The sequence below is a fragment of the Corallococcus silvisoli genome, from assembly GCF_009909145.1.
GTDB classification, from domain to species: domain Bacteria; phylum Myxococcota; class Myxococcia; order Myxococcales; family Myxococcaceae; genus Corallococcus; species Corallococcus silvisoli.
In genome coordinates this window covers 480,422-502,890 of record NZ_JAAAPJ010000008.1, presented here as the reverse complement: position 1 = coordinate 502,890, position 22,469 = coordinate 480,422, and the positions used below count along the sequence as shown (strand labels likewise).

The window sequence follows — 22,469 nt, the reverse complement described above, 5'->3', positions numbered from 1 at the left end:
TTACTTCTTCGCCGTGGCAGGAGCCGGCGTGGAGGGGGCCGCGTCCGCGCGGGTCTGCTTGCGAGCGCGTTCGGCGGACCAGTGGTCGATGGCCTTCAGCGCTTCCTTGAAGTCGAACGGGCGCAGCGAGGGAGACGAGGCGTCATGGCAGGTGCGGCACTGCTTCTCCGACGGGTCCACCAACCCCACCAGCCGCGCCAGCTCCGGGTCCTTCATCACGTAGGACGGCGAGTAGTACTGCCCGCCCCCGTGGCACGTCTCGCAGGTGACGGCCGTGAGCGACTGCTCGGACTGGTCCGGCGCGTGGCAGGACAGGCAGCGCGCGTCCTTCTTCTGCCCCTCCGCCAGCGTCTCCGTGGCCCGGGCGTGCTTGGACTTCATCCACGCGTCGTACGCTTCCGGGTGGCATCCCTTGCAGCTGTCGGGGCCGGTGAAGTCCGCGGCACCGGCAAGACCGCCACAAACGGCGAGCAGGAGGGCGGAAAAGACCCGGAAGGCACGAGAACGCATGCCTTGAGCACGTAGCAGAGGCCCCAGGAGGGGGCAAGGCGTCTCGTTCGTGATTGAATACCGGGTGGACAGGCGCGTGGCTTGAGGTAACGGACCTTGAGGCGTGCCTGCCTGATCCGCTAGGGAGGAGTCGAGATGCGGACCCCCGTGATTGCCGTCTTGTTCGCCGTTGCCGCCGTCGCTGTCTCCCTGCCTGCTTCCGCCAAGCCGTGGCAGGGCATTGAACCCGGGACCTCCAAGAAGGAGGACGTGGTGAAGAAGTTCGGGGAGCCGTCCCGGACCATGACCCAGGACGGCAAGGAGATCCTGGCCTACTTCTCCAAGGAGGCCATCAAGGGCACCACCCAGACGCAGTTCAAGGTGGACCCGGCCACCCAGCTGGTGGAGCGCATCGACGTGTTCCCCGCGCCCGTCATCGAGAAGGACACCATCGAGAACAGCTACGGCGCCGCGTGCCCGGCCGGAGCCATGCCGGCCACCCCCTGCTACCTGCGCAAGCTCACCGACGACTTCCGCACCTACTTCCTCTACGTGAAGCTGGGCGTGGCCATCTTCTTCAACGAGGACGGAAAGACGGTGCAGTCCTTCGTCTTCACCACGCCCAAGGCCGCGAAGTAGCCGTGCACGTCTTCGGCCTGACGGGCGGCATCGCCTCCGGCAAGAGCACGGTGAGCCGGATGTTGCGCGAGCTGGGCGCGCGCGTGCTGGACGCGGACGTGCTCGCCCGTGAGGTGGTGGAGCCCGGCACGCCCGGCCTCCAGCGCATCCGCGAACGCTTCCCTGGGGTGGTGGGTCCCGACGGCCGGCTGGACCGGGTCCGGCTGGGCGCCCACATCTTCGCGGACCCCGCCGAGCGCGCCGCCCTCAACGCCATCGTGCACCCGGAGGTGCGCGCCCTGTTCCTCCAGAAGCTCCAGGCGCTGGAGGCGGAGGGCATCACCCACGCCATCTATGACGTGCCGCTGCTCATCGAGACGGGGCTGCACACGGCGATGGAGGGCGTGGCCGTGGTGTGGGTGCCGCGCGACGTGCAGAAGGCGCGGCTGATGGCGCGCGACGGGCTGGACGCGGAACAAGCGGAGGCGCGACTCCAGGCGCAGCTGTCGCTGGACGACAAGCGCGCGCACGCGACGTGGGTCATCGACAACAGCGGCGCGCCGGAGGCCACCCGTCCACAGGTGGAAGCCGTGTGGCGGGCGATGCTCGCGCGCGGCTGACAGGCGGTTATGCTGCGCCGCGCATGAGTGAGACGTCGACGACGCACAGGCCAGGCACCTACTTCATCACCGGCTATCCGGGGTTCATCGGCAAGCGGCTGGTGGAGCACATCGCGCGGGAGGACCCGGAAGGGCACATCTACGCGCTGGTGCAGCCCAAGGCCTTCAAGGAAGCGCAGGCGCTCGCGGCGAAGGTGAAGGGCGCGCGCGTGGAGCTGCTCACCGGGGACGCGGTGGACATGCACCTGGGCCTGTCCGGCGAGGAGTACCAGCGCCTGTGCGAGCGGGTGACGGACATCTTCCACCTGGCGGCGGTGTCGCAGCTGGGGGTGCCCAAGGAGACCGCGTGGCGGGTGAACGTGGACGGCACGCGCAACCTGCTGGAGCTGGCGCGCGACTGCGAGAACCTGTCGCGCTTCAACCACTTCTCCACCTGCTACGTGTCCGGCGACCGGGTGGGCGTCATCGCCGAGGACGAACTGGACCGGGCCCAGTCCTTCCGCAACGCGTACGAGGAGACGAAGTTCCAGGCGGAGCGGCTGGTGCAGCGGGCCGCGGCCACGCTCCCCGTCACCGTGTTCCGGCCGTCCAGCGTGGTGGGCGACTCGCGCACGGGGGAGATCGACCGGTTCGAGGGCCCCTACTACCTGGGCATCCTGCTCGTCACGTCTCCGCTGGTGGTGCCGCTGCCCCTGCCGGGCAACGGCGTCGCGCCGCTCAACGTCGTCCCGGTGGACTTCGTGGTGGAGGCCGTGTGGCGGCTGTCGCGCGATGCGCGGGCGAAGGGGCGCACCTTCCACCTGGTGGACCCCAACCCCATGAGCGCGCGGCGCGTGTACGAGCTCATCGCGGAGAAGGCGCACAAGCGGCTGCCGCGCTTCAACCTGTCCGCGCGCGCCGCGGACGTGATGCTGCGGCTGCCGGTGCTGGAGAAGCTGGCGCGGCCCCAGCGCGCGGCCATCAGCTACGTGAACCACCTGGCCATCTACAACTGCCACAACACGCTGGAGCTGCTCGACGGCACGGGCGTGCGCTGCCCGCCGCTGTCGTCGTACCTGGATCAGCTCGTCGCCTACGTGCGCGAACAGTACAAGCAGCGCCGGGAGGGCGCGGAGGTGGAGGATCCGCTCGACCACGGGCCCCTGCCCTCCGGTGATGAGGCCTCCGCGCGGCGCTCGCGCCGCTGAGCAGGGATGCCGCCCGGACGCAAGGTGCGGCGCGGTATCCACCGCGCGTGACCGGCCGCCTGCCTGCCCCGGTTTATTCAGGCTCACGGCCCAGCTTATTCCAGACTGCCAATTGTTACTGGATTGCTAACGCAAAGTTGCTGCCCCCCCCTCTTTTCAACGAAACAGTGTCCTGGTTAGCATGCGCTCGCACTGAATCCGGCGCGGTGAACACGACCGTGACCTGAACGTTGTTTGGAGAGCAGCGCTTGCCGGAGACGATTGACAGGCGATTCGAGTTGGCGCCCCGGGGTTCGGGGGTGGCGCCTCGCCTGTCCGGTCTGTCTCAGCGTCCCGCGCGAGGTCCGCGCGCCCCTGCCCTCTCGCCTTTTCACGCTGCCCCCTGCCGCGTCGTCAATGCGACCTCTGGCGTTGGGATGCGTCTCCTATCGGGCTGTTGTCCACCTGCGGTCCACGGTCCGTAAGGGGAGGTCCGCCACCCCCGGCGTGCCTCTCCGTGCAGTCGTCGTCACAAGCAGTCCCCTCGTCCGGCAGTTCATCACCCCCAAGAAGGAAGGCGCATGCGTCTCAGGGAAAAACTGTTGACCAGCCTGCTGCTGGTGCCCGTCGCGGGTACCAGCGCGTGGGCCAAGGAGCGGTCGAATTTCGACGCGTTCCTGGAGCAGCGGGATTCTCGCTCGCTGGCCGTGGATACCAACACGGCCGTGTCCCGTGGGCTTCGCATCGAGCACACCGAGCAGCGGCTCGGCGTGCCCACGTTCGCGTGGGCGACCCAGGACGGAGCGCTGTCCAAGTCCGTCATCCGCGCTGGCATGACGGCGGAGAACGCGGCGCGCGCGCACCTGCAGACCGTGGCGGACAGCTACCGGCTGTCGCGTGACGACGTCTCGGGCGCTTCGCTGCGCGCGATGCACAACACCGGCAAGGGCGCCATCGTCGCGACCTTCAACCAGACGGTGAACGGCATCCCGGTCTTCCGCAACGAGCTGAAGGTCATCATGGGCCAGGACCTGCGCCTGGTGGCCGTCAGCGGCTACCTGGCCCCGTCCGAGCTCACGCTCACCGCCCGCACGAAGTCGCGCGGCGCGTTCCAGCTGAGCGCGGCGGACGCGGTCTCCGGTGCGTTCAAGGACCTGACGGGCTCCGGCACGCAGGCCACCTCGTTCATCAACGCGGGCACGCAGGGCGACTACACCTACTTCGAGCTGTCCCCCGGCGCGAAGTCCACGCTGGCGCAGGACCTGGCCGTCCCGGCCCGTGCCCGGCAGGTGTTCTTCACGATGTCCGGCGCGCTCGAGCCCGCCTGGTACGTGGAGGTCAACGCCGGCCCGAAGGCGGCGCGCTCCAGCCAGTACTTCTCCTACGTGGTGTCGGCGGCCACCGGCGCGGTGCTCTTCCGCAACGACCTGACCGTGGACGCGGCGGGCACGCCCTTCACGTACAAGGTCTGGGCGGACACGACGTCTCCGTTCATCCCGGAGGACGGTCCCCAGGGCAACGACGCGACCCCGCACCCCACGGGCACGCGCGACGGCTTCCAGATCCCGCTGAACCGCCCGGCGCACGACATCACCCTGGCGAACAGCCCCTACAGCCAGAATGACCCCTGGCTGCCGGCCAACGCCACGCAGACCACGGGCAACAACGTGGACGCGTACGCGGACCTGTCCGCGCCGGACGGCTTCCAACCGAACAGCGCCGACATCCGCGCGGAGACGACCAGCGCCAACACGTTCGCGTACGTCTACGACACCACCAAGGCGCCGGGGTCCAGCCCCCAGCAGATCAAGGCCTCGGTGGTGAACCTGTTCTATGTGAACAACTTCCTGCACGACTGGTTCTACGACTCCGGCTTCGACGAGGCCTCGGGCAACGCCCAGTCGTACAACTTCGGCCGCGGTGGCGCGGAGAGCGACCCCATCCAGGCCCAGGCCCAGGACTACGGCGGCCGCAACAACGCGAACATGAGCACGCCGGCGGACGGTGCGTCGCCGCGCATGCAGATGTACGTGTTCGACGGTACGCCCGAGCTGTCCGTGACGGCGCCCGCCACCCTGGCCGGCGTCTACGAGGCCAGCTCCGCGGCCTACGGCAAGCAGGCGTACGACATGACAGGGGAGCTCAAGACTCCTCCGACCACCAACCCGCTAGGCTGCGCCGCGTTCGACGCAGGCTACTTCACCGGTAAGATCGCGCTCATCGACCGCGGCACGTGCAACTTCGTGGTCAAGTCGCTCTTCGCCCAGCAGGCGGGCGCGATCGCCACGGTCATCGTCAACAACGCGCCGGGCAGCCCCATCTCCATGGGTGGCAATGGCACGGATGACGCGAAGGTCACCACACCCTCGCTGATGATCACCCAGGCGGCGGGCGTCGCATGGAAGGCGGCGCTGGGCACCGGTCCGGTGAGCGTGAAGTTCCTGCGCGAACCGAACCAGGACCGCGACGGCACGCTCGACAACGGAATCATCGCCCACGAGTGGGGTCACTACATCAGCAACCGCCTCATCGGAAACGCCGCAGGCCTCAGCAACAACCAGGGCCGCTCGATGGGCGAGGGCTGGGGTGACTTCCACGCGATGCTGATGCAGGTGCGCGCGTCTGACGTGACCAAGCCCGGCAACAACCAGTGGCAAGGCGTCTACAGCACCGCCGGCTACGTTAGCAGCGGAGGCAAGAACCAGGGCTACTACTACGGCATCCGTCGTCTGCCCTACTCGACGGACATGAGCAAGAACGCCTACACGTTCAAGCACATCTCCAACTTCAACGCGCTTCCCGCCGACTCCACCTCGACGGACACGTCCATCAACAGCGAGGTCCACAACAGCGGTGAAGTGTGGGCCACGATGCTGTGGGAGTGCTACGCGAGCCTGCTGAACGCGCACCCGTTCCCGGAGGCGCAGGATCGCATGAAGCGCTACCTCGTCGCCGCCTACAAGGCGACGCCGAACGCGCCCACCTTCACGGAAGCCCGCGACGCGGTGCTGGCGGTGGCGCAGGCCAACGACCCGGCCGACTACAGCCGCTTCGTGGCGGCGTTCGCCAAGCGCGGCATGGGCTTTGGCGCCAAGTCTCCGGATCGCAATACGTTCGACCACCTGAGCGTGGTGGAGAGCTTCTCCACGGGCGGCAACCTGGAAGTCGTCAGCGTCCAGCTGGATGACAGCGTGAGCGGCTGCGACCAGGACGGCATCCTGGACGTGGGCGAGCAGGGTCGGCTCAAGCTCGTCGTGCGCAACACGGGCGGTGGCGGGCTGAGCGCCTTCACCGGCACGATCAGCACCTCCAGTTCCACGGCCACCCTGGCGTTCCCGGCGGGCAACACGGTGTCCGTCCCCGCCCTGTCGCGCGGCGCGCAGACCACCCTCTCCATCCCGGTGAGCCTCACCGCGGTGTCGGGTGCGAACGCTCGCGCGGGCCTGAAGGTCCTCTTCGACTCGACGGAGATTCCGACGGCGGCGAAGACGGTGACGTTCGACCCCCGCGTCAACTACGACAACGTGCCGGCCGTCAGCAACACGGAGAGCTTCGAGTCCGGCCTGTCTGCCTGGACGGTGTCGCAGAACCTCTCGTCCTCCGGTGACTTCACGCTGTCCGGCACGCCGGCCAACCAGTACGCGCACGGCCAGTCTCCGTCCTCCGCGGCGGAGATCACCCTCACCAGCCCCTGGATGACGGTGGACGAGGCGCAGGACTTCACCATCAGCTACAAGTACCGTCACTCCTTTGAGTACGACTTCGGCAGCACCAAGGCCGCCTACGACGGCGCGGTGCTGGAGTTCACGGTCGACGGCATCGACTGGATCGACCCCTGGGATCTGTACCCGGTGGTGGACGCGGATCCGGGCTATGTGGCCGCCATCCAGCTGGGCGGCCAGAACCCCATCGAGGGCCGCGCCGCGATGGCGCGGGTGAGCGCGGGCTTCCCGGCCTTCACGGCGGCGAGCATCGACTTCGGTGACTTCTTCCCCAGCCTGGGCCTGAAGAACGTGCGCTTCCGCTTCCGCGTCGCCTCCGACGTGGCCGTGGGTGGCTACGGTCTGGACGTGGATGACGTGAAGTTCACCGGCGCCACGGCCGTGTTCCCGTCGCAGGCCGACCAGGGCGCCACGCCCGGCGCTTGCAACGTGCGCCCGGTGGCCAACCCGGGCCCGGCGCAGGCCGTGGCCGAGGGTCGCATCGTCGGCGGCGTGTTCACGCGAACGACGGTCACCCTGAACGGCTCCGGCAGCTTCGATCCGGACGCCGCCCCGGGCTCCGTGCTCACCTACAACTGGACGCAGGTGGGCGGCTACACGCCGGTGACGCTGACCGGCGCGAACACCGCGACGCCGAGCTTCGTGGCGAACGTGGACTATGACGACGTGCTCACCTTCCAGCTCGTCGTCACCGACGCGGCTGGCAAGACGAGCTTCCCGAAGACGGTGGACGTCAAGATCACCAACGTGAACCAGGTGCCGGTCGCCGTTGCCTCCGCGCAGGCCTCGGTGGACGAGCGTGACCCCACGCCGGTCGTCCTGGATGCCTCGGGCTCGTCGGATCCGGACCCGCTCGACAACGGCACCCTGACGTACTCCTGGGCGCAGACGGGCGGCACGCCCACCGTGACGCTGACCAACGCCACCAAGGCGAAGGCCTCGTTCCTGGCGCCGGAAGTGACGGCGGACACGCAGCTGACCTTCACGGTCACCGTGACGGACAGCAGCGCCGCGAAGGCGACGAAGTCCGTCGCCGTGACGGTGAAGAACGTGGACCGCGCTCCGGTGGCCAACGCCGGCGCGGACATCGCCGCGGACGCTCGCTCCACGGTGACGCTGTCGGGCTCCGGCTCGGATCCGGATGGCACGGCGGTCACCTACTTCTGGGAGCAGAAGGTCGGCCCCACGGTGACCCTGACGGGTGCGGACACGGCGACGGCGAGCTTCACGGCGCCGGACGTCAGCGCCCCCACCGAGCTGACCTTCCAGCTCACCGTGTCCTCCGGTGGCCTGTCCACCACGGACCTGGTCAACGTCACGGTCCGCAAGGCGAACCGCCACCCGGTGGGCCAGGCTCCGGCCGCCATCGACGCGGACGAGGGCAGCAACGTGGAGCTGGACGCGTCCGGCATCACGGATCCGGATGGTGACGCCCTCACCTACGCCTGGATCCAGGTCGGTGGCCCCGCTGTGACGGCCACGGGCACGGATTCGGCCACGCTGAAGTTCACCGCGCCGGAGGTCCAGGTCGACACGGCCGTGGCCTTCAGCCTGACGGTGAAGGACTCGGACGGCGCCGTCGCCGGCCCGTTCGTCTACACGGTGAACGTGAAGCAGGTGAACCAGGCGCCGGTCGCCAAGGCCCGCATCATCTCGGCCGTGCGTCCCGGTGAGCTGGTGAAGCTCGACGCCTCCACGTCCACGGATCCGGACCACGAGGCGCTGACCTACGCCTGGGCCCAGACGGGTGGCCCGTCCGTGACGCTCTCTGGCGCCGACACCGCCGAGGCCAGCTTCACGGCGAAGAAGTCCACGAACGCGGAGAACTACACCTTCACCGTGACGGTGAAGGACGCGGCCGGGGCCTCCAGCACCGCCGAGGTGAAGGTCGCCGTGGCGAAGTACGAGGAGCCGGTGACGGAGCAGCCGAAGGATGATGGCGGCTGCTCCTCCACGGGCGGCTCCGTGGGCGGCATGGCGCCGCTGATGGCGCTGTTCGCGGCCATGGCGCTCTCGCGCCGTCGCAAGGCGTAGAGCGTCGTCCAGTCCTGAAGCCCTGAAGTAACGGGGGGCGGTCCTCACGATGAGGGCCGCCCCCTTCTTCGTTTCCACCGGGCATCCCCGGTGGCGGACGCGGTAGGCTCCCGCGCCTCATGGCACGCACGTTCCAGGTGGGAGACACCTTCACCCACGTCCGCCAGTGCGACCGGCTGAGGCCGGTGTATTACGCGGGCGCTTCCGGGGACTACAACCCCATCCACCTCGACCCGGAGGTGGGCAGACTCGCCGGCTTCAACGGCGTCATCCTCCAGGGACTCTGCACCCTGGGCTGGGCCGTGGAGGCCGTGGCCGTCTTCGTGGGCGACCCAGGCCTCGTGCGCCGCGTGAAGGTGCGCTTCTCCCGGCCCGTGCTGCCCGAGGACACCGTCACCTTCCAAGGCCGCGTCACCGCCGTCGCGGACGGACGGATGAGCACCGAAGTCACCGCCACCAACCAGCGCGGCGAGCCCGTCCTCCGGGGCGCCGTCGTGGAAACCTCGCTCGGATAGCCATGGCCCTGGACCCGAAATTCGTCGGCCGTGCCTACGGCCCCTTCACCTACGAGATTGGCCGGGAGAAGCTGCGCGAGTTCTCCCTCCTCCTCGGAGGCTCCGTGCCCTCCGCGGGCACCTTCGGCGAGCCCCCCGCCCATGTCAGCCCCCTGCTCTATTCGCGGGAAGCCGCGCAGGCGGGCCCCTACGGCGACATCATCGCCTTCCCCAGCTTCGCGGTGGTCTTCGCCATCCGCCCCTTCAGCGCCGCCATCGCGGACCCGGAGCTGGGCGTGGACCGCGTGCGGCTGGTGCACGGCGAACAGGAGCTGGAATTCCTGGGCGTGATGCGCCCGGGCGACGTGCTCACCACCACGGGCCACATCACCGAGCTGTATCGCAAGGCCGGGATGGACTTCCTCGTCGTCACCACGGAGACCCGCAACGCCAGCGGCGAGCCCGTGGTGCGCGGCGTGTGGACCGCTGTCATCCGCTCCGCGTGATGGCAGGCGCGGCCTACTCGCCGGGGGCGATGATGCCCTCGTCGAGCAGCTGCGCGAGGATGCGCGCGGTGTCCAGGCGCGACATGCCCGACAGCGCGAAGAGGTCGTCGAAGCTCACCGCGCCGTCGATTTGAGCGAGCACGAAGCCCGCGCGGTGGTCCAGGTTGAGCCAGATGATGTCGTCCGGCTGCAACCGCACGCGCGGCATGCGGTTCAGGTCGCCCAGGCGGGCCTCCAGCATGGACACCAGGATGCGCTCGCTGCGGTCGCGCAGCGCCTCCACGCGGGGATTCTCCGGCGCCAGGGACTGCGCCCGGCGCAGCAGCTCCACCGCGCCGGAGTGGTCGTCCAGCGACAGCAGGTCCTCCGCTCCCCGGAGCAGGCTCTCCACCTCCGAGCCCTCGGGCAGGACGCCCACGGGCACGAAGGTCTCCGGGAGGCCGAACTCCTGCGTGCGGTGGGCCTCCGCGATGAGGTCCAACGCGTCGCCTCGCGTCCCCGTCCCCTCCGGCAGGCTCACCGAGTCGCGCAGCGGCTCCACGGGGCTGGGCGACGACGGGCCCACCCATGCCCCCCAGTCCGCTTCCTGGTCGGGGGCCGCGAGGTTCCACCCGGACTCCCCGGGCCCCGGGTTCGCGCCCGCGGTCTCCGGAGCGCCGTCCCGCCCGAGGAGCCGGCGCGCGCGCGCGTTGTCCGGGTCCAGCTCCAGGGCCCGGACGAACAGCTTCTCCGCGCCGGCCATGTCGCCACTCAGTCGCAACAGCAACCCGGCTTCGACCAGCGCCTTGGCCCGGAGGGCGTTCATGGGCTACCTCCCCGGTGTTCCGCGCGGTCCGGCCGAGCGCAGCAGCGGCAGGCTCTGGGCGAGCGCCTCGCAGGCCCGGGTGAGCGCCCCCACGTCCTCGGCGGCGCGCGCCTGGCGCGCGTGGGCCAGGGCGGCCTCCGCTTGGGCGACGACGTCGGGGGACAGCCCTCCGGCCCCGGGCAGGAGCCGGACTCGGGAGAGCGCGTCCACCAGGTCACGGGCCAGGATGTCCAGCTCCACGCGCTTCGACTTCAGCTCTTCCGTGTTGCGCGCCGCCACCAGCCAGTCGCGCTGCTCGTCCATGATGCGGCGCAGCTCGTCCTCGGTGAGGCCGCTGGAGGCGGTGACGGTGATGGACTGGCGCAGGCCCGTGTCGCGGTCCCGCGCGGAGACGGAGACGATGCCCTCCGCGTTGATGTCGAACGTCACCTCGATCTCCACCTGTCCGCGCGGCGCCTCGCGCAGGCCGGTGAGGAGGAACTCCCCCAGGAGCTCGTTGTGGTGCGCCAGCTCGTGCTCGCCCTGGAGCACCATGATCTTCACCGTGCGCTGGAAGTCCTTGGAGGTGGCGAACACCTCCGTGGCGGACGTGGGCACGGTGGTGTTGCGCGGAATCAGGCGGCGCACGTAACCGCCCGCGATCGCCACGCCCATGCTCTGGGGGGTGACGTCCAGCAGCAGCAGCTCTCCCTCCTGGGCCACCAGGGCGTGCGCCTGGATGGCGGCGCCCAGGGCCACCACCTCCTCGGCGTGCACGCCCTTGCAGGGCTCGCGGCGGAAGTACTGGCGCACCTGATCCACGATGCGAGGCATGCGCGACATGCCCCCCACGAGGATGACCTCCTTCAGCTCCGAGGGGCGCACCTTCGCCTCGCCCAGCACCTCCGACGTGATGCCCACCAGGCGCTCGCCCAGGTCCGCCGTCAGGTCCTCCAGCTTCTCTCGGGTGAGCGTGCTCTGCAGGTGCAGCGCGGCGCCTCCGCCCGGCGGGGTGCAGATGAAGGGCAGGTGCAGCTGCGTCTCCTTCACCGACGACAGCTCCACCTTCGCCTTCTCCGCGGCGTCCTTCAGCCGCTGGAGCGCCATCCGGTCCTTGCGCAGGTCGATGCCGTGTTCCTTGGCGAAGCCGAAGACCATCCACTCGATGATGCGGTGGTCCCAGTCCTCGCCGCCCAGGAAGGTGTCCCCGCCGGTGGCCACCACGTCGAAGATGCCGTTGTTGATCTCCAGCACCGACACGTCGAAGGTGCCGCCGCCCAGGTCCAACACGGCGATCTTCCCGTTCACCGTGCGCCCGAAGCCGTACGCCAGCGCCGCCGCGGTGGGCTCGTTGATGATGCGCAGGACCTCCAGCCCCGCGATGCGGCCCGCGTCCTTGGTGGCCTGCCGCTGCCCGTCGTTGAAGTAGGCGGGCACGGTGATGACGGCCTGGGTGACGGGCCGGCCGAAGTGCGCCTCCGCGTCCGCCTTCAGCTCCGCGAGGATCATCGCGCTGACCTCCGGGACGGCCAGGTCGCGGCCCGCCAGCCGGATGCGCACGTCGTCGTGCTGGCCGCACACCACCTGGTACGTCAGCGCGCGCAGCGCGTCCTGCACCGGGTGCGAGGAGAACTTGCGGCCGATGAGCCGCTTCGCCGCGGACACCGTGTCCTGCGGGTTGGTGATGGCCTGGCGCTTGGCGATGCCGCCCACCAGGCGCTTGCCGTTCTTCGACACCGCCACCACGGACGGAGTGAGGGGGGCGCCGGTGCGGTTCTTGATGATGAGGGGCTGACCGTCCTGCACGGTGGCGACGAGGCTGTTCGTCGTCCCCAGGTCGATGCCAATCAGCGGTTCGGGCTCAGCAGCCATGGGGACGCATGCACCTCACGAGAACGTCCAACGCAGCTTCTTGAGGGCCGCGCGGGCCTCGGCGTTGTCCGGATCCAGGCGCACGGCCTCCTCGAAGTGGTGCTTGGCCTGCTTCTTCTGCCCCGCGACCAGGAGCACCTGCGCGAGCAACAGCTGGTAGTCCGCCCGGCCGGGCTTCAGCTCCACCGCGCGCTGCGCGAGCGCCCGCACCTCCTGCGGATCCTGCGCCAGCTCACGCCCCACGCGCGCGGCCTGATAGGAGGCCTCCGGGTGGTCCCCGTTGAGCGACACGGCCAGCTTGTAGGCCGCCTGCGCGCCGCTGAAGTCCCCTCGCATCTCCAGCTCCTGCCCCCGCTCCACCTCGGTCTGGGCGCGGTGCAGGTCGTGCTTGCGGCGCGCGTCCACCAGGAGCGAGGCGACCTCGCGGTTCTTCGGATCCAGGCCCAGGACGTGGTTGAAGTCCTGGTAGGCCCGCTCGAAGTCCCCGCGCGCGGTGGCCGCCTTGCCCCGGGCGATGAGCTCCGTGAGCTTGTGGCTGCGCGCCATGTACGGGTGGCGCGCGAAGCGGGCCTGCCGCTCGGCTCGGCGGGCCTCGGACTCCGGGTCCTCCGGGGCGGGCGGAGGGGGCTCGGCGGGAGGCGGCGGGGTGACGGCCGCGAAGGACTCCGCCGTGGGACGCCGGCCCGGAACCGGGGGCGCGGGAGGGGCCGGGCGCGCGGCCTGCGGCGGAGGGGCGGCCTGCGGCGGGGCCGCGGCGGGCGGGCGCGGCGGCTCCTGGCGACTGAGGGCGTTGTGGGCGTCGGTGAGGCGCTTGAAGATGCGCTCCAGCCGCGCGCGGAAGCTGCCCAGGTTCTTGCCGAAGTAACGGTCCGGGTGGAAGCGGCGGGACGCGTTGTAATAGGCCTGCTTCACCTCCTGCGCGGTGGCGCCCCGGGGCACGCCCAGCACGGCGTGGTGGTCCATCCCGTCCAGCGAGCGCTCCAGGTCGATGATCTCGCGCTTCTGCTCGGGCTCCAGGTCCACTTCCTCGGCCATCGCGGCATCCAGCGAGGGCGCGGCGGGCGTGGCGCGTTGCACCACGCGGGCCGGGACGATGGCGCCCTTGGCGCGCAGGGAGAGCAGCACGGCGATGGTGCGGGCCTCGCCCAACGACGAGCGGGACAGCACCGCGTCGATGCGTTCGACGCGGCCCACCAGCGCCAGCACCGAGCCCTCCTCCGGACTGAGGTGGAGGCGGGCCGGATCCAGGTGGGGCACGGTCGCGATGTGGTCGGTCCTGCCCCCCAGGCCGACGATGGGGTTGGGCGCGCTCAAGGTCACACGTTCCGGAGGCTGGCGAATCCCCAAGTGTAGGTGTCCGGGAAGCAGGGCGTCAATCTTCCCGGGTCCATCATGCCCCTCCCCCTTCTACAGAGAGGCCAATACACGCTGGAGGATGCCCAGCGCTTCGTCCAGTTCGTTCTGGGAGATGATGAGCGCCGGGGCGAAGCGCAGCGTGACTTCGCCCGCCGAGTTCACCAGCAGTCCGGCATCGCGCAGCTTCGCGATGACGGGGGCCACCTCCCGGTCCAGCTCGATGCCCAGGAGCAGGCCGCGGCCTCGCACGGCCTGGATGCGGCCCTGCGGCAGGGCGGCCTGGAGCGCCCGGGCGCCGGCGAGGAAGTGCTCTCCCTTGGCCTGCACCTCCGCCAGCAGGCCGGGCTGCCGCAGCAGCCGCAGCACCACGTTGGCGGCGGCGGCGGAGACCAGGTTGCCGCCGAAGGTGGTGCCGTGGGTGCCGGGCGTCAGGCTCCTGGCCAGTTCCTCGCGGCACAGCATGGCGCCCATGGGCAGGCCGTTGCCCAGGGCCTTGGCGACGCTGATGGCGTCCGGCTGGATGCCGTCGTGCATGAAGCCAAAGGGCAGGCCGGTGCGCCCCATGCCCGTCTGCACCTCGTCCACGAGCAGCAGCAGGCCCTGCTCGTCGCACAGCGCGCGCAGGCCCTGGAGGAAGCCGGGGGGCGCCATGCGCACGCCGCCTTCGCCCTGGATGGGCTCCACCAGGATGGCGGCGGTGGCGGGGCCCACGGCGCGGCGCACCGCCTCCAGGTCGCCGTAGGGCACGTGCTTGAAGCCCTGGGGCAGCGGCTCGAAGCCGACGTGGTACTTCGGCTGGCCGGTGGCGGTGACGGTGGCCAGCGTGCGGCCGTGGAAGCTCTTCTCGAAGGAGAGGACCTCGTAGCGCTCCGGCGTACCCCGGTCCTTCATCACCTTGCGCGCGAGCTTGAGGAGCGCCTCGTTGGCCTCCGCGCCGGAGTTGCAGAAGAACGCGCGCGGCAGGCCCACCCAGTCGGTGAGCTGCGCGGCCAGGTCGATCTGCGGCTGCGAGTAGAAGACGTTGGACACGTGCCAGAGCGTGTCCAGCTGCGCCTTCGCCGCCGCGACCACCTCCGGGTGGCAGTGGCCCAGGGCGCACACCGCGATGCCGCCGATGCAGTCCAGGTACGCCTTGCCATCCGCGTCCCACACCCGGGTGCCCTGCCCACGCACCAGGGCGATGGGCTGCTGCTTGTAGTTCTGCAGCAGGTGCTGCTTGGCCTTCTGGATGAGGGTGTCGTTGCCAGGAGGGGTGGACGCGGGAGACGGCGACGGTTGCGGCAAGGTGGTGTACCTCACGATTCTTGGGTGACGCGGTGGGACAACGCGGCGCACGCTAGCGCGCTAGAGGATGTAGCGCGACAAGTCCTCGTCCTGGACGATGGCGGCCAGGCGGTCGCGCACATAGGCGCCGTCCACCTGGAAGTCGCGCGGGCCCAGTTCGCTGGCGGTGAAGGACACCTCGTCCAGGAGCCGCTCCAGCACGGTGTGCAGCCGGCGAGCGCCAATGTTCTGCGTGCGCTCGTTGGCCTGCTGGGCGATGCGGGCGATCTCCGCCACGGCGTCTTCCGTGAAGGACAGGCGCACCCCTTCCGTGGCGAGCAGCGCGGTGTACTGGCGCATGAGCGAGTTCTTCGGCTCGCGCAGGATGCGCACCAGGTCCTCACCGGAGAGCGCCTCCAGCTCCACGCGGATGGGGAAGCGGCCTTGGAGCTCCGGGATGAGGTCCGCCGGCTTGGAGACGTGGAAGGCGCCCGCGGCGATGAAGAGCATGTGGTCCGTCTTCACCTGGCCGTACTTGGTGTTGACGGCGGAGCCCTCCACGATGGGCAGGATGTCGCGCTGCACGCCCTCGCGCGAGACGTCCGGCCCCCCGCCGCCCTTGCCACCCTCGCGGCTGGCGATCTTGTCGATTTCGTCGATGAAGACGATGCCGCTGGACTCGGCGCGCAGCACGGCCTCGCGCTGGACGCGGTCCGGATCCACCAGCTTCTGGGCCTCCTCCGCGCGCAGCACCTGAAGCGCCTCGGGCACGCGCAGGCGGCGCTTCCGGGTGTTCTTCATGCCCGGCATGTTCTTGAACAGGTCCTGGAGGTTGACGCCGATCTCCTCCATGCCCTGGCCACTGAAGTTGCGCATGAACGTGGGCGAGCTCTCGCTCGTCTCCACCTCCACGGTCTGATCATCCAGCGTGCCGGCGCGCAGCTGGGCGCGCAGCTTCTCCCGCTCGCTGTCTCCCAGTGGCGAGGGCGTAGGCGCCGGCGGCGGGGAGAAGCCGAAGGGCGGCGACGAGGGGGTGCGCGACTGGCCGCCGTTCTTGAGCAGGTCCATCAGCCGGTCCTCGGCCAGCTCCTCCGCGCGCGGCTTGACCTTCTCCGTCTCCTCTTCGCGCACGAGCGCGATGGCGGCCTCCACGAGGTCGCGGATCATCGACTCGACGTCGCGGCCCACGTAGCCCACTTCGGTGAACTTGCTGGCCTCCACCTTGACGAAAGGGGCCTGGGACAGCTTCGCCAGGCGGCGGGCGATCTCCGTCTTCCCCACGCCGGTGGGGCCGATCATGATGATGTTCTTCGGATAGATTTCATCGCGAAGGTCATCGGAAACCTGCTGGCGGCGCCACCGGTTGCGCAGGGCGATGGCCACTGCGCGCTTGGCGTCGTTCTGGCCGACGATGTAACGGTCCAGCTCGCTGACGACCTCGCGAGGCGTGAAGGCGGACAACTTGCGCGATTCGGCCACGGGGCGGTCCTCTCAGAGCTCTTCGTAGGTGACGTTGGAATTGGTGTAGACGCAGATGTCCGCGGCGATGGCCATGGACTGCGAACAGATGTCGCGGGCCGACATCTGGGTGTTCGCCAGCAGGGCGCGCGCGGCGGACAGGGCGTAGTGGCCCCCGCTGCCCACGGCGGCGATGCCGTGGTCGGGTTCGATGACGTCGCCCGCGCCGGAGAGGATGAACGTCTTCTCCCGGTCCGCGACGATGAGCAGCGCTTCCAGGCGGCGGAGGAAGCGGTCGGTGCGCCAGTCCTTGCCCAGCTCCACGCAGGCGCGCGCCAGGTTCTTCTGGTGCTCCTTGAGCTTGGCTTCGAAGCGCTCGAAGAGCGTGAAGGCGTCCGCGGTGCTGCCAGCGAAGCCGGCGAGCACCTGCCCCTCGCCGATGCGGCGCACCTTGCGCGCCGTGTTCTTCATGATGGTCTTGTCGAGACTGACCTGACCGTCGCCCGCGATGACGACCTTCCCTTCGCGGCGGACGCAGAGGATCGTGGTGCCATGGAACATGACCGGGGGTTTAACAAGACCGACCGGCCCCCACCCGTAAAAACGGCCTGGCTGTCCGCTCCCTCACCCTGGGACGGGGGTTCAGGTCGCGGTCGCCTTCATCCATCGTCCCACCAGCTTCACGAGGGCGGCCTTCTTCGCCTTCGCGGTCTTCGCGTCAGGCAGCGTGACGACGCCCCGGTCCGGAGCCAGCCACTCCACGAGGGCCGAGTCGTCCTCGAAGGCGAAGCCCTTCGAGTCCTTCACCTTCGCGCCCCGGTGCAGGATGACCTGGAAGATGCCCTTGGGGGCCAACCGGAACGTCACCCGGTCGTCACCTGAGTGGACGAAGCTGGGGGCCTTCCACTTGATGCGCTCGGTGATGGCCGCGTCGGAGGCCAGGATGGCGGCGCGCACGGCTTCGATCTCCGCCTTCAGCGGGTGTTCGAGTGCCGCCATGTACTCGTCGACATCGTTGCTCGTGGTCGCCATCCCCGGTCCTTTACGATTGGGCCTCCGCGGAGCTTACCAGTCCGACTTTCGCCCCCTGTGCCGATCTTCCAGGGACGAGAACATCACTCACGGACAGGCAAGTCGCGTGCGCGGACTCTTTACAGGACCTCCTCAGGAAGACAGTGCAGGACTACGGTGGCGCGCTTCATCACAGGTCAGACGTTGCGCAGTCCCCGTGTCGCAAGCAGACCTCGACCCTCGGTGCGCAGGGCAGCCTCTCCTGCTCAAGTGGTTCGATGCCGTCGCCATGGGCCACCTGCTGAATCACGTTCGGCATCCCAGTCCGATGGGAGATCGCGGACCTCATTCAGCGTCGGATCATTCTCGAAGAGGTGATTGATCCCAACGACCCGGGGGTGCTCATCCTCAGCGTGGCTACCTCCACAGAGGAACTGCCAGTCACCATCGCCCCGAGACACCAGCAGCACATGGTGAGTCTTTTGAAACACATGCGAACAGACGTAGGCCGGAGTCTCGGACTCGCTCATGACTTCCCCTCCCCAGGCGACCTGGCCCATTCCTGCCTCAAGATCGGCTCTTCACAGTCAACCAACCCGGCAGTCATGGCTCCGGCAACGTACCGCCGCACCTCCCCAAGAGAGACACCCCCTGGGACATTCACCGCCACCACCCCATGTGCAGCGTCAAACTCAGTCGAGCAACCCAACCGCTTCAACTCCCCCACAACCCCCACAAGACTCATGCGATCATAAACAATCAGCCGCAGCAATGAGTTCCCAGATTCACGCCTCGTCGCCCGATACCACAAGCGCCCGTCCTCCTCCTCTACCTCGATCGAATCCCCGAGCGTCGCACCTCTAAAAAAGAATGGGATATTATCGAGCACGAACAGCCCGCCCCCAACAGGAGTGCACCACAGACTCTCCGTTCCAACAGGAGGATATCCGTCCTCATCCTGTTCAAGACGGAAAAACACCTTTCGACGTCCACTCATGACCATTGACAATTGTCATCCCCTACCTGATTACAATCCCCTCACAAGCCTTGCCGTGGAAACTCCACTGCGATTCTTCGCGAGCTGGAGAGGCGCAAGCCACCCACGGGCCTCAAACACATCACCAAGCGAAGAATCATGACTCGAATCGATGAAGCACAAATGCCACTTCGTTCCCGGCTTCTCTGACGATATGGGTCAGTATTCGCGAGGTTCCCGGGGGAATCCGAAGCTCCAGTCCCGGCGCAAGTTCTGCACGCAGAGCACTGTCCACGATGACATATGACTCATCACGGATCGTCATCACCAGCCGCTCCACGACGAAATGAGCATTTGCCTCAAAGGAAAGTGCAGCATCGACCAAACACTCTTCAGCAGGCGAACAGGTCCACCTGACGATTGCCGGACAGTCAATCCGCTCAACAACAGTTGTCCGCAGCGGCTCATCACCCAAGACCAAAACCTCACCCCAGTCTCGTTTGAGCACGCCCGCGTAACCGTCGATGGCGCATGCATCGCGGTAATCATCACAAGCCGTCCCAGTCCAACGTGACCTCATCGAACCGGGCAGCATCACAAGCGGTCCCCCCATCGATTCGACCCAGCTACGCGGCTGCGACTTCATGTCCTGTCCTACCCAGCTTCCCAGCGAATGGTTGGCGACAAAGAGCGGCCGGGAAATCCAACGCAACTCCACGGACTGCTCTTGCAACTCAAATCCGGGACAGAGATCCGAGCATCGGAAAGACTCTCAAGCCCACACAACCTCACGCGCGCGGGTGCGCCGCGTCGTAGACCTCTTGCAACTGCTCGAAGGTCACGTGGGTGTACTTCTGCGTGGTGGACAGGCTCGCGTGGCCCAGCAGTTCCTGGATGCTGCGGATGTCCGCGCCGCCACCCAGCAGGTGCGTGGCGAATGAGTGGCGCATCGCGTGCGGGCTCACCTTGCGCGCCAGCGCCAGCCGCAGCACGTACGCATCCAGGTGCCTCGCGATGCTCCGGGGCGTCAGCCGGCCACCCCGGAAGTTGAGGAACAGCGCGTCCGGGTCCTGCCCCGCATGCACCGTGGCCAACAGCTCGCCGCGCCTCGCGAGGTACGCCTCCAGTGACTGGATGGACTTCGCGTTGAGCGGCACCAGCCGCTCCTTGCTGCCCTTGCCCATCACCCGGACGATGCGACTGCTCCGGTCCACGCCCAACGTCGACAGACCGCACAGCTCGCTGATGCGCAGGCCGCCGCCGTACAGCATCTCCAGGATGGCCTTGTCACGCAGCCCCAACACCGTGTCCAGGTCCGGCATGTCGAGGATGGCGAACACCTCCTCCACCGGCAGCACCTTGGGCAGTGACTTCGGCAGCTTCGGACTCTTCACCAGCTTGGCGGGACTGGCCGGCAGCAGCTTCTGCCGCACGAGGTACTTGTAGAACGACTTGATGCTCGCCAGCCGCCGCGCGCGGCTCGTGGGCGCATGGTCCACGCTCAGCGTTCCCAGGTAGCCACGGATGGCCGCGTGCGTGCCCGCGAGCAGCGACAACTTCATCCGCTCCACCAGGTAGCGCTCATAATCCACCAGGTCGATGAGGTAGTTGCGCACCGTGTGAGGGGACGCGCCCTTCTCGCCTTCCAGGTGGATCTTGAACTGCTCCAGCAGCGGGGACAGAGGGGACATGGTCGGGGAAGCCTAGGGGCCTCCCCGAGCCTCGCAAGATTCGCGTCGCTCCGCGAGCAGGTCCTACTTCGCGGGCGCCGGAGCAGGCACGGCCGCCGGAGCCGCCCCCGAGGGCGCGGGCGCACCCGGCAGCGCGGATGGCACCAGCTTCGGCAACAGCACCCGGCAGGCGTCCTCGGACAGCCAGTGGTACGTGCACAGCCACTCCGTCACGGGCACCCGCACCTGCCAGCCCAGGATGAAGAGGATGGCCAACGTGAGGCCGAGGCGTGCCCCCATCGACATGCCCTCGCTCTCGTCGTCGTCCTGCGTATGGCGCAGCGCACCTCGCACCAGGTCCGCGCGATCCACTCGCGCCCCCTTGGGCAGCTTCGGACGACGGGTGATGAGCGTCGCCACGCCGCGCGTGAGCATCAGCCGATCATTCAGCGCCCAGCCCGACCCCTCCAGGAGCAACGCCAGGTTGCGCCGCCGCAGCTTCAGCCACCCGAGCAGCCCCGCGGGCGCCATCACCACGATGGCCAGGATGGTCGCCGCGGTGATGACGTCCACCAGCGTCAGCGACTTCACCTGCGTGAGGATGAACGCCAGCGACGACCCCAGCGCCGCGAACGCGATGCCGCCCGCCGCGAGCACCCCCGCCAGACCTCCTCCCGCGGGAGCCGCCGCGGGTGCCGCCGCCGCGGGCGCCGCCACGGGTGGGGGCGCGGTCACCGTCTGCTTGTAGCCAGCCTCCAGTGATGAATCGAACTCCTTCTCCCCGGACGCGGCCAGCCCCTCCACCTTGCTGGTGATGAACGCGCCGATGCGCATGAACGGCATCGTCATCGACTCCCAGAGCGACACGGGCTGGCGGATGATCTGCGTGACGATGGCGTCGCTCTCCTTCCCGTCCACGTCGTAGAACACGCCGCGCTTGCCCACGACGAGGTCCGTGCTGCGGCCAGCGGTGACCGGGACCGCCACCTCGTAGCCGTCCGCGCCGTCCCTCGGCATCACCTTCACGTAGAGGATGCAGGTGGTGCCCTGCCCCGTCAGCGCCGAGTGCGCCGCGCGATCCGTCACCAGCACCGACAGCGTGTACTTGCGGCCGCCGAGGATGAGCGTGCCCCGCTCCATCAGCGCCCGCCGCTTCGGCAGGTACAGGCTGGGCATGCTGATGAAGTTGTTGGCGAACAGCAGCAACCAGCGCTGGTACAGCACCAACCGCTCCAGCTCCGCGATGACGTCCAGCGTGGGCTTGAGCGACAGGTCCTCCCGGCTCGCCGCCTCCAGCGCGTCCAGATCCTCGTCCGACACCGCGCCCAGCGTGTCCGCCACCGTGTGCAGCGGGCTCGCGTCCCGCTTCGCCTGCCAGCCGAGGATGGCCTCCGACTTCGACGACAGCTCCCGCCATGCGGTGTCCGTCAGCTTCACGCCATCTCCCAGGAGCGGCGTCGCCACTTCCTGGTGGAAGGCCTCCAGCTTCTCGTAGCCAGCGCCCCGGAACAGCCGCGCCCACACCAACACGCCGGACGCATCCGGCGGCGCGATGGGCAGCTCGCCCGCCGCCTTCCCCAGGGCCCCCAGGTCGCCCAGCGCACCCTCCACCCGGTCCGCGCGCAGGCGCAGGTTGGCGGCGGCCTCTGGCTGCGCGGCCACCAGCCTGCACTGCATGAAGTAGCCATCCAGCAGCGGCGCCACGTCGTGGACCCGCTTCGCCTGCTCCAGGCTCACCGTGCCCCAGGTGAACACCGCGTCCTTGCCGGACAGATGCGTCAGCAGCGCGGCGCGCTCCTCGCGGAAGCGCTTCACCAACCCGACGTCCACTCCCGCGAGGCCCGCGCGGTTCGTCACCTGCGGGAACGCCGCGATGATGGACTGCGCCAGGGGCCGCAGCCGCTCCGGCAGCGACACCGGCGCGACCAGGCCGTCGCCGTTCTTGCCCGCGTCACGCAGCGCCTTGTCGCTGGTGCGCAGCTGCTCCAACGACAGCCGCGTGGCGTCAGGCGCCTGCAACGTGCGCAGCACCAGCTCCGCCGCGCCCCGGAGGTTGTCCGCGGTGTCGGAGAGCGCCGCGAGCTCCAACACGTCGCTGCCCGCGTCCGCCCCCTTGCGGTCCTTCAGCCGCGCCGCCGTCCAGTCCACGGCGCCTCGCAGCTCCTCCACCCGGATGCGGCGGTTGCCATCCGCGTCCATCAGCGCGAGGAAGCGCGGATCACACGCGATGCCCTCCATGGGGCACGCGAGCGCCATCCACTGGGTCGCGGGGATGCGCACCGCTTCGGTGAGGGTGTTGAAGTCAGGGATGTCGACCTGGAGCGAGCCGCCATAGCGGCGATAGACGAGGGGTGCCATTCGGCACGCGAAGACAGCACACCCCGCCCACCGGTGCACGCATCAACCACCGGCCCAGCGCGAAGGACGGAA

18 protein-coding genes are annotated in these 22,469 nt (G+C 68.9%); 6 read left to right on the top strand and 12 right to left on the bottom strand.

Annotated features, from left to right (window positions below; all coding sequences use genetic code 11):
- Complete coding sequence (locus GTY96_RS18560; protein WP_235685685.1) at positions 1-381, bottom strand: cytochrome c family protein; 381 nt, start codon at positions 379-381, stop codon at positions 1-3.
- Positions 382-645: 264 nt separating this feature from the next.
- On the opposite strand from GTY96_RS18560, the gene GTY96_RS18555 reads away from it, so the two are divergent.
- From GTY96_RS18555 to GTY96_RS18530, 6 genes are all read left to right on the top strand, one after another.
- Positions 646-1,128: a hypothetical protein gene (locus GTY96_RS18555; RefSeq protein ID WP_143901414.1), complete on the top strand. Its 483-nt coding sequence runs from the start codon at positions 646-648 to the stop codon at positions 1,126-1,128.
- Positions 1,129-1,130: 2 nt separating this feature from the next.
- On the top strand, positions 1,131-1,727 hold the full coding sequence (gene coaE / locus GTY96_RS18550) for a dephospho-CoA kinase (protein WP_143901416.1): 597 nt from the start codon (positions 1,131-1,133) through the stop codon (positions 1,725-1,727).
- A 23-nt stretch (positions 1,728-1,750) separates the two neighbouring features.
- Positions 1,751-2,914: an SDR family oxidoreductase gene (locus GTY96_RS18545; protein WP_201756162.1), complete on the top strand. Its 1,164-nt coding sequence runs from the start codon at positions 1,751-1,753 to the stop codon at positions 2,912-2,914.
- 560 nt (positions 2,915-3,474) lie between these two features.
- Positions 3,475-8,649: a myxosortase-dependent M36 family metallopeptidase gene (locus GTY96_RS18540; protein ID WP_161665390.1), complete on the top strand. Its 5,175-nt coding sequence runs from the start codon at positions 3,475-3,477 to the stop codon at positions 8,647-8,649.
- A gap of 119 nt (positions 8,650-8,768) precedes the next feature.
- A complete protein-coding gene (locus GTY96_RS18535) occupies positions 8,769-9,164 on the top strand; it encodes a MaoC family dehydratase (RefSeq protein WP_161665389.1) in 396 nt (131 codons plus the stop codon).
- Between the two features lie 2 nt (positions 9,165-9,166).
- The gene (locus GTY96_RS18530; RefSeq protein ID WP_143901424.1) at positions 9,167-9,649 is read left to right on the top strand and encodes an FAS1-like dehydratase domain-containing protein; all 483 of its coding nucleotides are present in this window, start codon (positions 9,167-9,169) and stop codon (positions 9,647-9,649) included.
- A gap of 13 nt (positions 9,650-9,662) precedes the next feature.
- Here the strand turns inward: GTY96_RS18530 and GTY96_RS18525 are convergent, their stop codons facing one another.
- The 11 genes from GTY96_RS18525 to GTY96_RS18475 form a co-directional block, all read right to left on the bottom strand.
- Positions 9,663-10,454: a tetratricopeptide repeat protein gene (locus GTY96_RS18525; RefSeq protein WP_143901426.1), complete on the bottom strand. Its 792-nt coding sequence runs from the start codon at positions 10,452-10,454 to the stop codon at positions 9,663-9,665.
- 3 nt (positions 10,455-10,457) lie between these two features.
- On the bottom strand, positions 10,458-12,305 hold the full coding sequence (gene dnaK, locus GTY96_RS18520; protein ID WP_143901428.1) for a molecular chaperone DnaK: 1,848 nt from the start codon (positions 12,303-12,305) through the stop codon (positions 10,458-10,460).
- A 15-nt stretch (positions 12,306-12,320) separates the two neighbouring features.
- Positions 12,321-13,625, bottom strand: coding sequence for a tetratricopeptide repeat protein (locus GTY96_RS18515; protein WP_328700932.1), 1,305 nt, complete (start codon positions 13,623-13,625; stop codon positions 12,321-12,323).
- An 87-nt stretch (positions 13,626-13,712) separates the two neighbouring features.
- Positions 13,713-14,960, bottom strand: a complete 1,248-nt coding sequence (locus GTY96_RS18510; RefSeq protein ID WP_328700931.1) for an aspartate aminotransferase family protein — start codon at positions 14,958-14,960, stop codon at positions 13,713-13,715.
- A gap of 45 nt (positions 14,961-15,005) precedes the next feature.
- Positions 15,006-16,403, bottom strand: coding sequence for an ATP-dependent protease ATPase subunit HslU (hslU, locus tag GTY96_RS18505; RefSeq protein WP_143901432.1), 1,398 nt, complete (start codon positions 16,401-16,403; stop codon positions 15,006-15,008).
- 12 nt (positions 16,404-16,415) lie between these two features.
- On the bottom strand, positions 16,416-16,943 hold the full coding sequence (gene hslV, locus GTY96_RS18500) for an ATP-dependent protease subunit HslV (RefSeq protein WP_143901434.1): 528 nt from the start codon (positions 16,941-16,943) through the stop codon (positions 16,416-16,418).
- An 81-nt stretch (positions 16,944-17,024) separates the two neighbouring features.
- Positions 17,025-17,414 (bottom strand): DUF1801 domain-containing protein, encoded by a 390-nt coding sequence (locus tag GTY96_RS18495; RefSeq protein WP_235685684.1) that lies wholly within the window; start codon positions 17,412-17,414, stop codon positions 17,025-17,027.
- Positions 17,415-17,919: 505 nt separating this feature from the next.
- On the bottom strand, positions 17,920-18,390 hold the full coding sequence (locus tag GTY96_RS38725; RefSeq protein ID WP_161665388.1) for a DUF4265 domain-containing protein: 471 nt from the start codon (positions 18,388-18,390) through the stop codon (positions 17,920-17,922).
- Between the two features lie 136 nt (positions 18,391-18,526).
- The gene (locus tag GTY96_RS18485; protein ID WP_161665387.1) at positions 18,527-19,087 is read right to left on the bottom strand and encodes an Imm21 family immunity protein; all 561 of its coding nucleotides are present in this window, start codon (positions 19,085-19,087) and stop codon (positions 18,527-18,529) included.
- A gap of 70 nt (positions 19,088-19,157) precedes the next feature.
- Positions 19,158-20,060: a tyrosine recombinase XerC gene (locus tag GTY96_RS18480; RefSeq protein ID WP_161665386.1), complete on the bottom strand. Its 903-nt coding sequence runs from the start codon at positions 20,058-20,060 to the stop codon at positions 19,158-19,160.
- A 63-nt stretch (positions 20,061-20,123) separates the two neighbouring features.
- Positions 20,124-22,397 carry a kinesin gene (locus GTY96_RS18475; protein WP_161665385.1) on the bottom strand — a complete coding sequence of 758 codons (2,274 nt, stop codon included), beginning with the start codon at positions 22,395-22,397 and terminating at the stop codon, positions 20,124-20,126.
- Positions 22,398-22,469: the final 72 nt, after the last annotated feature.

Bases quoted from the DNA above. Each gene is read 5' to 3' on its own strand.
- GTY96_RS18495 (WP_235685684.1), bottom strand. From the start codon at position 17,414: ATGGCGACCACGAGCAACGATGTCGACGAGTACATGGCGGCACTCGAA.
- GTY96_RS18540 (WP_161665390.1), top strand. From the start codon at position 3,475: ATGCGTCTCAGGGAAAAACTGTTGACCAGCCTGCTGCTGGTGCCCGTC.
- GTY96_RS18530 (WP_143901424.1), top strand. From the start codon at position 9,167: ATGGCCCTGGACCCGAAATTCGTCGGCCGTGCCTACGGCCCCTTCACC.
- dnaK (WP_143901428.1), bottom strand. From the start codon at position 12,305: ATGGCTGCTGAGCCCGAACCGCTGATTGGCATCGACCTGGGGACGACG.
- GTY96_RS18480 (WP_161665386.1), bottom strand. From the start codon at position 20,060: ATGTCCCCTCTGTCCCCGCTGCTGGAGCAGTTCAAGATCCACCTGGAA.
- GTY96_RS38725 (WP_161665388.1), bottom strand. From the start codon at position 18,390: ATGAGTGGACGTCGAAAGGTGTTTTTCCGTCTTGAACAGGATGAGGAC.
- GTY96_RS18535 (WP_161665389.1), top strand. From the start codon at position 8,769: ATGGCACGCACGTTCCAGGTGGGAGACACCTTCACCCACGTCCGCCAG.
- GTY96_RS18525 (WP_143901426.1), bottom strand. From the start codon at position 10,454: ATGAACGCCCTCCGGGCCAAGGCGCTGGTCGAAGCCGGGTTGCTGTTG.
- GTY96_RS18560 (WP_235685685.1), bottom strand. From the start codon at position 381: ATGAAGTCCAAGCACGCCCGGGCCACGGAGACGCTGGCGGAGGGGCAG.
- GTY96_RS18475 (WP_161665385.1), bottom strand. From the start codon at position 22,397: ATGGCACCCCTCGTCTATCGCCGCTATGGCGGCTCGCTCCAGGTCGAC.
- GTY96_RS18545 (WP_201756162.1), top strand. From the start codon at position 1,751: ATGAGTGAGACGTCGACGACGCACAGGCCAGGCACCTACTTCATCACC.
- hslV (WP_143901434.1), bottom strand. From the start codon at position 16,943: ATGTTCCATGGCACCACGATCCTCTGCGTCCGCCGCGAAGGGAAGGTC.
- GTY96_RS18555 (WP_143901414.1), top strand. From the start codon at position 646: ATGCGGACCCCCGTGATTGCCGTCTTGTTCGCCGTTGCCGCCGTCGCT.